Annotated in this window: 9 protein-coding genes; 5 read left to right on the forward strand and 4 right to left on the reverse strand. The window is 73.4% G+C overall.

The window, feature by feature from the left end; genetic code table 11:
* The first annotated feature begins 26 nt into the window (after positions 1-26).
* The 5 genes from AMK21_RS36815 (at position 27) to AMK21_RS06575 (ending at position 5,633) form a co-directional block, all read left to right on the forward strand.
* Positions 27-455, forward strand: coding sequence for a hypothetical protein (locus AMK21_RS36815; protein ID WP_324613877.1), 429 nt, complete (start codon positions 27-29; stop codon positions 453-455).
* A gap of 93 nt (positions 456-548) precedes the next feature.
* Entirely contained in the window at positions 549-1,172 is a 624-nt protein-coding gene (locus tag AMK21_RS06560) for a PadR family transcriptional regulator (protein ID WP_073875083.1), read from the forward strand.
* A gap of 128 nt (positions 1,173-1,300) precedes the next feature.
* The gene (locus AMK21_RS06565) at positions 1,301-2,107 is read left to right on the forward strand and encodes an ABC transporter ATP-binding protein (RefSeq protein ID WP_073875085.1); all 807 of its coding nucleotides are present in this window, start codon (positions 1,301-1,303) and stop codon (positions 2,105-2,107) included.
* Positions 2,104-4,974, forward strand: coding sequence for an FtsX-like permease family protein (locus AMK21_RS06570; protein ID WP_073875087.1), 2,871 nt, complete (start codon positions 2,104-2,106; stop codon positions 4,972-4,974). The genes AMK21_RS06565 and AMK21_RS06570 overlap by 4 nt, the downstream gene beginning before the upstream one ends.
* Positions 4,975-5,084: 110 nt before the next feature.
* Positions 5,085-5,633, forward strand: a complete 549-nt coding sequence (locus AMK21_RS06575; protein WP_026241814.1) for a bacterial proteasome activator family protein — start codon at positions 5,085-5,087, stop codon at positions 5,631-5,633.
* A gap of 68 nt (positions 5,634-5,701) precedes the next feature.
* Here AMK21_RS06575 and AMK21_RS06580 read toward each other — a convergent pair whose 3' ends face one another.
* Genes AMK21_RS06580 through AMK21_RS06595 form a run of 4 tightly spaced genes read right to left on the reverse strand, consistent with a single transcriptional unit; the run spans position 5,702 to position 10,225 of the window.
* Complete coding sequence (locus tag AMK21_RS06580) at positions 5,702-6,688, reverse strand: NAD(P)H-quinone oxidoreductase (RefSeq protein WP_073875089.1); 987 nt, start codon at positions 6,686-6,688, stop codon at positions 5,702-5,704.
* Positions 6,689-6,735: 47 nt separating this feature from the next.
* Complete coding sequence (locus tag AMK21_RS06585) at positions 6,736-7,890, reverse strand: potassium channel family protein (protein ID WP_073875091.1); 1,155 nt, start codon at positions 7,888-7,890, stop codon at positions 6,736-6,738.
* Positions 7,848-9,305 carry a molybdopterin molybdotransferase MoeA gene (locus tag AMK21_RS06590; protein ID WP_073875093.1) on the reverse strand — a complete coding sequence of 486 codons (1,458 nt, stop codon included), beginning with the start codon at positions 9,303-9,305 and terminating at the stop codon, positions 7,848-7,850. The genes AMK21_RS06585 and AMK21_RS06590 overlap by 43 nt, the downstream gene beginning before the upstream one ends.
* Complete coding sequence (locus AMK21_RS06595) at positions 9,302-10,225, reverse strand: NTP transferase domain-containing protein (protein ID WP_073875094.1); 924 nt, start codon at positions 10,223-10,225, stop codon at positions 9,302-9,304. The genes AMK21_RS06590 and AMK21_RS06595 overlap by 4 nt, the downstream gene beginning before the upstream one ends.
* Positions 10,226-10,247 lie beyond the last annotated feature (22 nt).

Raw genomic sequence — 10,247 nt, forward strand, 5'->3', positions numbered from 1 at the left:
CCGGCACGGGAGGGGCCGCGGAGCCCGTGGAGCCCTTCGGCAGCCTTTCGGCGGACGGGGGTGACGTGGAGGGCGCCAAGGCCCCCGAAGGTTCCGTTCCTCCCTCTCCCAGCCGTTCCGCCTCCGTCGAGGTGTCGGGGTCGACCGCGCCGATGGCCGGGCGCGAGGCCGGGGCCGGGAAGGCCCGTCCCGGGCGTTCGCTGACCCCGCTGGAGCTGGCGCGGGCCGAGACTCCGGCCGCCCCCGAGCCGTCGGACGAGCCCGAGGAGAGCACTTCCGAACTGCCGGTCCTCACTCCGCCGCCCGAGGCGTTCAGCGAGCCGGGGCCCCCGGCCGCACGCGCCCTGGACGCCACCGCCGTACGGCAGGTGCAGCAGGTCTTCCTCGGCACGGGCATCGCCTTGGTGGGGCTCGGAATCGCCTTTCTCGCCTTGCGTCTGCGCCGGGTGAACTGATTCCGCTTCACGCCGCGTAAACGGACTCCTCCACCCCGTGGCCGTACCGCCGGAGACTTGCCAGGAGCAACATACTCGGTATACATACTCAGTATGTCGATCCGCCACGGGCTGCTGGCCCTCCTGGAGCGGGGCCCTCGGTACGGCTCCCAGCTCCGCACCGAGTTCGAGTCGCGCACCGGCTCCACCTGGCCCCTGAACGTCGGCCAGGTCTATACGACGCTCAGCCGCCTGGAGCGCGACGGCATGGTCGTGCAGGAGGGGGCCGACGAGGCCGGGCACGACCTGTACGCGATCACCGACGACGGCCGGGCCGAGCTGCGCAGCTGGTTCGGGACCCCGGTGGACCGCACCAACCCGCCCCGCGACGAACTGGCCATCAAACTCGCCATGGCCGTGGGGGCTCCGGGTGTCGACATCCGTGATGTCATCCAGTCCCAGCGCAGCCACACCCTCAAGGCCATGCAGGACTACACCCGGCTCAAGGCCCAGGCCCTGGCCGACGTCCCCGCCGACCGGGACGAGGTCGCCTGGCTCCTCGTGGTGGAGCAGCTGATCTTCCAGGCGGAGGCCGAGGCCCGCTGGCTCGACCACTGCGAGTCGCGGCTCGTCCGCCTCGCCGAGGCCGCCGCCACCGAGCCCTCGGCCGGCCCCGGCCCGGCGGCCACCCGCGGCCCGGCCCGGTCCCTGACCTGGCGCACGAAGACCCGGCGCTGAGCCGGACGCCTGCTGAGCCGGGCTCTTCCTGGACCGCCCGCCTCCTGAGCCGGACGCTTCCTCGGCCGCCCATCTCCTGTTCCGCACTCCACGACCAGCGCGTTTCGTCCTAGGGGGAACCACCCACCATGTCCTCGCCCGCCGCCACACCTCCGCCGCCGTCCTCCGGGACACCCGCAGGCGACCCCGTACTCGAACTGCGGGCCCTCACCCGTACCCACGGATCCGGCATCGCCGAGGTGCACGCCCTGCGCGGGATCAGCCTCTCCGTGTACCCGGGTGAGCTGGTCGCCGTGATGGGGCCCTCCGGCTCCGGCAAGTCCACCCTGCTGACCCTGGCCGGCGGGCTCGACAACGCCACCGGCGGCCAGGTGATCATCGAGGGCCAGGACATCGCGTCCCTCGGCCGCAAGGGCGTCGCCGCCCTGCGCCGCCGCAGCGTCGGATACGTCTTCCAGGACTACAACCTCATCCCCGCCCTGACCGCCGCCGAGAACATCGCGCTGCCCCGCGAACTCGACGGTGTCTCCGTGCGCAAGGCCCGCAAGGAGGCCCTCGCCGCACTGGCCGAGATGAAGCTGACCGAGATAGCCGACCGCTTCCCCGACGAGATGTCCGGCGGCCAGCAGCAGCGCGTCGCCATCGCCCGCGCCCTCGTCGGCGACCGGCGCCTCGTGCTCGCCGACGAGCCGACCGGAGCGCTCGACTCCGAGACCGGCGAGGCCGTCCTCGCCCTGCTCCGCACCCGCTGCGACCAGGGCGCGGCGGGAGTGATGGTGACCCATGAGCCCCGGTACGCGGCCTGGGCCGACCGGGTCGTCTTCCTCCGCGACGGTTCGATCGTCGACCAGACGCTGACCACCGGAGCGGACTCGCTGCTCGCGGCGGCGACGGGAGCCGCCGGCACCTCCGGATCCGCCGAGGCGGCCAAGTGAGCCTCTTCTCCGGATGGCGCGCCGCCTTCCGCATAGCCAGACGTGACGCGGTGCGGGCCAAGGGCCGCAGCGCCCTCGTCGTCGCGATGATCGCCCTGCCGGTCCTCGGTGTGACCGCCGCCGACCTGACGTACCGCAGCGCCCTGCCCACCGTGGCGGAGGATCTGACGGCGGACCTGGGAGCGGCGGACGCCCGCTTCACGGACCAGGGGATGGGCCCGGTCCGGCTGGAGCAGATGCCGGACGGCATCATGTGGCAGACGCCCGAGGACACCCCCGAGTCGCTTCCCGAGGACGAGCGGAAGCCCGTCGACGTACCGGCGACCTTTCCCAAGGGCTCGCGGTACATCACCGAACAGTCCGTGCCCGCGTCCGTGACGACCCGCCACGGCATCACCGACACCCAGATCACCGAACTGGACGTCGCCGACCCGCTGCTGCGCGGCCGCGTCGAACTGACCGACGGCGCCTACCCGCGGGCCAAGGACGAGATGGCGGCGACCGAGGCCTTCCTCGACGCGTCCGGGCTCTCCGTCGGCGACCGCGTCACCGTGCGCGGCCCCGAGCAGGTCTACACCCTCACCGGCGCGGTGGAACGCCCCGCCGAGCTGAAGGAGAAGTCCCTGTTCGCCGTCCCCGGCGCGGTCGTCGCCCCGTGGCAGAAGACCTCCGACGGCGACGCCGGCGGCGACCAGGACATCCTGCCGCCCCAGGCGAGCGACCTGAAGTGGCTGGTCAAGGGCCCGCCCGGCGCGGGCGTGACCTGGCCGGACGTGCTCGCCGCCAACGAGAGGGGCGTGGTGGTACGCGCCCGCCAGGTCGCCCTGAACCCGCCGCCGGACTCCGAAGTCCCCATGGCCGCGCACATGCGGGGCTGGGAGACCGACGACGCGGAGATGACCGCGGCGGCCCTCACCGTGGCCGCCATGGCCGTCCTGGAGATCGTGCTGCTGGCCGGACCGGCGTTCGCCGTGGGCGCCCGCCGTTCGCGCCGCCAGCTGGGTCTGGTCGGTTCGTGCGGCGGCACCCGCGGCCAGGTGCGGGCCGTGGTGCTCGCGGGCGGCGCTGTGCTCGGCGGGGTCGGCGCGGTCGTCGGCGTCGGGGCCGGGTTCGGGCTCACCGCCCTGTTCCGCCCGGTGATCGAGGACTTCACCGGCCGCCGCTTCGGCGAACTGACCGTCCAGCCCTGGGAGATCCTCGGCATCGCCCTGCTCGGCCTGGTCACCGGTGTCCTCGCCGCACTCGCCCCGGCGATCGTGGCGGGCCGTCAGTCCGTCCTGGAGTCGCTCACCGGCCGCCGCGGCTCGCGCCGCAGCTCCCGGGTGCTGCCGGTCGTCGGCTCCGTCGTGCTCGCGGGCGGCGTCGCCCTCGCCGTCCACGGAGGCGTGAGCGGCAACACCAATCTGGTCGCGGGCGGTTCCGTCCTCGCCGAGCTGGGCCTCCTCGGCTGCATCCCGGTCATCGTCGGCTTCCTCGGCCGGCTCGGCCGCCGCCTCCCGCTGACGCCCCGTATCGCCCTGCGCGACGCGGCCCGCAACCGGGGCCGGACCGCCCCCGCCGTCGCCGCCGTCATGGCCGCCGTCGCGGGCAGCGTCGCCATCGCCACGTACACCGCCAGCGGCACCGCCGAGCAGGCGTACGACCACCAGCCCAACCTCACCGCCGGCACCGCCGCGCTGATGACCTTCGACAGCACCGAGAAGGCCGACCTGCCCCGTGCGCGTGCCGCCGTCGAGCAGAACTACCCGGTCACCGGGGCGCCCGCCGGACTCGGGCGGGTCTGGGCCGGCAGCGACTGCTCCGTGTACTACGAGGAGGAGGACGGCTGCGGGACCCTGGAGATCGTCAAGCCCACCGGTAAGGCCCACTCCTGCCCCCTGAAGGGCAAGGGCGCCAAGGAACTCGCCCTGCGGATCTCGGCCGACGAGCACAAGCGGCTGATGAACTCCCCCGCCTGCATCGACGAGAACTACACCACGATCGTCTTCGGCAACGGCGAGAACAAGATCGTCGTCGGGGACGCCGCCCTGCTCACCTCGTACGTGAAGCTCGACGACCCAGCGGCGGCGAAGGCCCTCGCCGCGGGCACGCCCGTCCTGCTCAACTCGGCGTACGCGAAGAACGGCGAGGTCACCCTCAAGGCCGCCCACATCTACAACGAGCGCGACAAGGAGAACCGCGCCCTGCACCCCGGCAAGGCCCGCGCCACCACGGACCGGCTGAAGGTGTACGTCGCCCCGGACAGCTACGCGGCCACCCCGGGCATCCGGATGGTCATGCCGCAGCGGACCGCGGACCGGCTCGGTCTGCACTCCGAGGAGATGGGCAGCATCTACACGCTGAGCCGCCAACCGACGGACGCCGAGCGGCAGGCGACCGACGCGGCGATGGAGCAGGCCGGCAACGGCGCGTACGTGTGGACCTCGAACTCCGCCGAGCAGCGCGACGACGCGGCGGTCCTGCTGATCCTCGCCCTCTTCGCCGGTGTCGTGACCCTGGGCGCGGCGGCCATCACCACCGGGCTCTCCAAGGCCGACGCCGAGGCCGACCTCACCACGCTCAGCGCGGTGGGCGCGCCCCCGGGCGTGCGGCGGTCGCTCTCCGGCTTCCAGTGCCTGGTCGTCGCCCTGACCGGGGTGCTGCTGGGGACGCTGGCGGGCATCGTGCCGGCGGTCGCGCTGCGCCTGACCGATCTGCGCGCGGCGCTGGCGGACATGCGGGCGGATCCGATGGAGTCGGCCTACACACCGATCGTGATGCCGTGGGAGACGATCGCGCTCCTGGCGCTGGTCGTCCCGGTGCTGGCCGGGCTGCTCGCCGCCGCCCTCACCAGCTCCCGGCAGAAGCTGGCCCGCCGGGCGGGCTGACCGGCACATCCGGTGCCCGCAGGACCCTTCCGGTGCCCCCGGAGACGGTGGATCATCCGTTTCCGGGGGCACCAACGTGGTGTACGGCATGTGTGCGAGACAATGGCGGCATGGAAATGCCGAGGAATGACCGGTCGCAGGAGCATCCGCAGGTCCTTGTCGTGGGCCAGGACGGAATGGCTATCGGCGGCGGTGCCAGTGACGACGAGTCGCGCGAGGTCCCGGTGACGGAAATGGTCGAACAGCCCGCGAAAGTCATGCGCATCGGCAGCATGATCAAGCAGCTTCTGGAGGAGGTCAGGGCGGCTCCTCTCGACGAGGCGAGCCGGGTCCGGCTCAAGGAGATCCACGCCAGCTCCGTGAAGGAGCTGGAGGACGGTCTCGCGCCGGAGCTGGTGGAGGAGCTGGAGCGGCTCTCGCTGCCGTTCACCGAGGAGTCGGTGCCCTCCGAGGCCGAGCTGCGGATCGCGCAGGCCCAGCTGGTGGGTTGGCTGGAGGGCCTCTTCCACGGCATCCAGACGGCGCTGTTCGCCCAGCAGATGGCGGCCCGCGCGCAGCTGGAGCAGATGCGCCGCGCGCTGCCGCCCGGCATGGCCCACGAGGACGAGGAAGGCGGCGGGGACCCGCACGGGCCGATCCGTTCGGGGCCGTACCTGTAGACGGCGTGAACCCGCGGGGCCCGGCACACACGGTGGTGTCTGCCGGGCCCCGCTGCCGTTCGGCCTGCCTACGCGTTCGGCGCGACCAGCAGCACCTTCCCGATATGGGAGCTGGATTCGAGCACCCGGTGCGCCTCCGCGGCGTCCTCCATGGGCACCGTACGGTCCACGACGGGCCGGACCACCCCGTCCGCGATCAGCGGCCACACATGTTCGCGTACGGCGGCCATGATGGAGGCCTTCTCGCCGAGCGGGCGGCCCCGCAGCGAGGTCGCGGTGACGGCGGCCCGCTTGGTCAGCAGGGCACCGAGGTTCAGCTCGCCCTTCGCGCCGCCCTGGAGGCCGATGATCGCCAGGCGGCCGTTGACGGCGAGCGCCTTCACGTTCCGGTCCAGGTACTTGGCGCCGACGATGTCCAGGATGACGTCGGCCCCCGCCCCGTCGGTCGCCTTCTCCAGCTCCGCCACGAAGTCCTGCTCGCGGTAGTCGATGAGGATGTCGGCGCCGAGCGCCGCGCACTCGGCGAGCTTCTGCGGACTGCCCGCCGTGACGGCCACCCTGGCGCCGACCGCCTTCGCCAGCTGGATCGCCATGGTGCCGATCCCGCTGGAGCCGCCGTGGACGAGGAGGGTCTCACCGGGGCGGAGGTGGGCGACCATGAAGACGTTGGACCAGACGGTCGCGGTCACCTCGGGCAGCGCGGCCGCCGTCGTCAGATCCACGCCGTCCGGTACGGGGAGGAGCTGGCCCACCGGTACGGCGACCTTCTCCGCGTAACCGCCGCCGGACAGCAGCGCGCACACCTCGTCGCCGACCGCCCAGCCGGTCACCCCCGGACCGAGCGCCGCGATCCGGCCCGCGCACTCCAGACCGGGGTAGGGGGAGGCGCCGGGCGGCGGGTTGTAGAAGCCCTGCCGCTGGAGGACGTCGGCACGGTTGACGGCACTGGAGACGACCTCGACGAGGACTTCGCCGTCGCCGGGTACGGGATCGGGCACCTCGGCCCAGACGAGCGCCTCGGGGCCACCGGGTTCGGGGATCGTGATCGCATGCATGGCCGCGAGGCTACTCCCGCCACCGGCCGCCTGCCCGTTTCGCGGGGTCAGGAGCGGTGCGGCGGCATCGGCAGGTGGGGCAGGGATGGGCCGGAGCCGGAGCCGGTCGGCGGTGTGGCGCGCACGATGGTGATGAGCCGGTCCGTCAGCTGCAAGGGGCTGGCCGCGGGGTCGTCGTAACCGAGCAGCCGGTGGCCGCGCAGCACACTGACGACCAGGTCGTCGGTCTCCCGGACGCTCTTGCCCACCTCGGCCTTTATCACCGGCCGTTCGACGAGATCGAGGCCGCTGCCCTGCTGGATCAGGTCCTCCATCACCGTACCCGCGCTCGGGCTGAGGACGGAGAGGCCGAGCAGCCGTCCGGCGGCGCTGGCGCTGGTGATCACCGCGTCGGCTCCGGACTGGCGCAGCAGGGGCGCGTTCTCCTCCTCGCGGACCGCCGCAACGATCTTCGCGCCGCGGTTCAACTGACGCGCGGTCAGCGTGACGAGGACGGCGGTGTCGTCGCGCTGGGTGGCGATGATGATCTGACGCGCCTTCTGGAGCTCGGCCCGCAGCAGTACATCACTGCGCGTCGCATCACCGACCACGCCGGTGTAGCCCTCGGCGTTGGCGGCCTCGATCACCTTGGAGGCCGGATCGACGACGACGATCTGCTCCTTCGCCAGGCCGGTGGCTCGGAGGGTCTGGATCGCCGAGCGGCCCTTGGTGCCGAAGCCGACGACGACGGTGTGGTCACGCAAGTTGGATCTCCAACGCTTCAGCCGGAAGTCCTCGCGGGTCCGTTCCGTGAGGACTTCGAGAGTGGTGCCGACCAGGATGATCAGGAAAATCACGCGCAGCGGTGTCACCAGCACCACGTTGAGCAGCCGGGCGCCGTCGCTTGTCGGAGTGATGTCGCCGTAGCCGGTGGTGGAGAGGGTGACCGTCGCGTAGTAGACCGCGTCCAGCAGGTCGACCTTGCCGTCGGCGTTGTCGCTGTACCCATCCCGGTCGAGCCAGACGATCAGCACCGTCGTGGCGAGCACGAGCAGCGCCATCAGCAGCCGCTTGCCCACCTGCCGCGCCGGACGGTCGATGACCCGGCGGGGAAGCATCACCCGCTTCGGCACGACATGCTCGTCGGCCTGCCTGGCCATGGCGTCGTGGCCGGAAAGTTTCACGTGAAACACCCTTCCGTCCACGGCGTCGCCGGGGCCCACGGGAGATCCAGAATCTCCACCTCGGTGCCGGACCGTACCCCGCCGGCCGGTACGACGGCCAGCCCGTCCGCCGCGGCGATCCCGCGCAGCATGGCGGGACCGTTGTACCGCAGGGGCGCCACATGGTCCCGGCCGCCCGCACGGCCCGCCCGGTGGACCACGGGGACGAGGCGGGTGTCGTGCGGATGGCCGGGCACATCGGCGTGGACGAGCGTCCGGTACGCGTCCTGGGCCGGGCGGCCCGCGAGCCCCGCGAGGAGCGGTTCGGCGAGGGTCAGGAGCCCCGATACGGCCGCGAGCGGATTGCCGGGCAGCCCGACCAGGTGGGGCCCGTCCGGGGCGAGCCGCGCCAGGAGCATGGGGTGACCGGGGCGCACGGCGACGCCGTCCACGAGCAGCTCGGCCCCGAGGGCGGCCAGGACCGGGTGCACATGGTCGACCGGGCCCGATGCGGTCCCTCCGGTGGTGACGATCAGGTCGGCGTCGGAGGAGGTGAGGGCCTCGCGCAGGGCCTCGGCGTCGTCCCCGAGGCGGCGGGGGCCGGAGACCTCGGCACCCAGGGCCCGCAGCCAGGGCCCGAGCATGGGGCCGAGGGCGTCGCGGATCAGGCCGTCGTGCGGGAGGCCCGCGGCAAGGAGTTCGTCACCGAGGACGAGGACGTCGACGCGGGGGCGGGGGACGGCGGGCAGGGCGTCGTACCCGGCGGCGGCGGCGAGACCCAGCACCGCCGGGGTGACCACCGTGCCGGCCGGCACCAACTGGTCACCCGAACGGCACTCCTGGCCCCGCGGGCGGATGTCCTGGCCGGTGACGACGGGCCGCCGGGTGGAGAGCAGCCCCCTGGCCTCGTCGACGTGGGCGTGCTCGCTGCGGATGACCGCGGTGGTGTCGGCGGGAGCAGGGGCTCCGGTGGCGATGCGTACGGCGGTGCCGTCGGGCAGGCGGCCGGTGGGGCTCTCCCCGGCCCCCGCGAGCAGGCTCACGCCCTCCTCGTACGTCCAGGGGCCGGGCCCGGCGACGGCCCAGCCGTCCATGGCCGAGGTGTCGAAGGACGGCAGGTCGGTGAGCGCGGCGAGCGGCTCGGCCAGCACATGGCCCAGGGCGCGGTCGAGCGGCAGCCGGACCACGGCCAGCGGCCCGCCCCGCCCGGCCCGCGCGGCCACGGCCCGCGCGCGGTCCCAGGGGAGAGCCGGTGCGGGGGAGGCGGGAGGGGAGGGTGTGGAGAGTGTCGAGTGCGGGTCGGCGGGCTCACCGGTCTTCTGGTGGTGCGGCATCTGATCGCCCGTCTGATCGTCCGTCTGATCGCCTGTCTGATCCTCAGCCCGGTCACGCGCTCGGTCACGCGCCTGGTTCCGGCCGCCGACCAGCGCCAGGGCCTGCTCGACGGCGAGCTCTTCGGCTTCGTCGCGGGTCATGGCGTTCCGGCCTGTTCACCGCTCGCCGCCGGCCCCTGTTCGCCGCTCCCCGCAGGCGGGGTTGCCTTCTCCGCGCCCTCGGCCTCCCAGCGCAGGGCGAGCGCGGTGGCCTTGCGGGCGGCCTCGGCGACCGCCGCCGCGGCTTCCTCCGGCCCGGCGTCGGCGCTCGCCCTGGCCGCCGCGTACCCGACCAGGAAGGTCGTGAGCGGCGCGGCAGGCCGCGCGACCCCGTGCGCGGCGTCGCGGGCGAGGTCGAGCAGGACGTCGGTGTCGACGTCGAGTTCGATTGCCAGTTCGTTCTTGACTGAGGTGATCCATTCGTCCAGCACGGCCCCATGCTCCCTGATCCGGGCGCGGGCCGCGGCGATGTCGTCCCAAGTGTCGCAGTCGAACGCGGCGTGCGGCCCGGCATCGACCCGGGCGAGATCCAGCTCCCCGGTCAGCAGCCGGAGCGGCAGCCCGGCCAGACCGCCGTGTTCGGTGGCGATCAGGGCCAGCTCGCGGCGGAGCGGCTCGCCCCGGTAGACGGCGACGAGCGGCTGGTCGCGGCCGTCGGGGTCGGTGCAGAGCGCGCCCTCCCGGCCGTCCTCACCGGCGGCGGCGAGCAGCGCCTCGACCGTGGCGGGGCCGAGGAACGGAAGGTCGGCGGAGAGGACGAGAACCCGCTCCGCCGTCGTCAGCCGCACCCCCGCGCCGAGCGCCGCCAACGGACCGCCGCCCTCGGGGACTTCACGGGTCCAGGTGACCGGCCGGGAGGTGGGCCTGCGGCCGCCCACCACGACGGTGGCACCCGCGCCGGAGCAGGCCGCCAGCACCCGGTCGAGCAGCGCGCGGCCACCGACCCGTACAGCCGGCTTGTCGGCGCCGCCGAGCCGCTTCGCGGCGCCGCCGGCCAGGACGATCACGTCGTAGACGGTCATACGTCGAGTATGGGCACCCCCT

It is taken from the genome of Streptomyces sp. CB00316 (assembly GCF_001905595.1).
GTDB lineage: Bacteria > Actinomycetota > Actinomycetes > Streptomycetales > Streptomycetaceae > Streptomyces.

Bases quoted from the DNA above. Each gene is read 5' to 3' on its own strand.
- AMK21_RS06575 (WP_026241814.1), top strand. From the start codon at position 5,085: ATGGAAATGCCGAGGAATGACCGGTCGCAGGAGCATCCGCAGGTCCTT.
- AMK21_RS06565 (WP_073875085.1), top strand. From the start codon at position 1,301: ATGTCCTCGCCCGCCGCCACACCTCCGCCGCCGTCCTCCGGGACACCC.
- AMK21_RS06560 (WP_073875083.1), top strand. From the start codon at position 549: ATGTCGATCCGCCACGGGCTGCTGGCCCTCCTGGAGCGGGGCCCTCGG.
- AMK21_RS06580 (WP_073875089.1), bottom strand. From the start codon at position 6,688: ATGCATGCGATCACGATCCCCGAACCCGGTGGCCCCGAGGCGCTCGTC.
- AMK21_RS06590 (WP_073875093.1), bottom strand. From the start codon at position 9,305: ATGACCCGCGACGAAGCCGAAGAGCTCGCCGTCGAGCAGGCCCTGGCG.
- AMK21_RS06595 (WP_073875094.1), bottom strand. From the start codon at position 10,225: ATGACCGTCTACGACGTGATCGTCCTGGCCGGCGGCGCCGCGAAGCGG.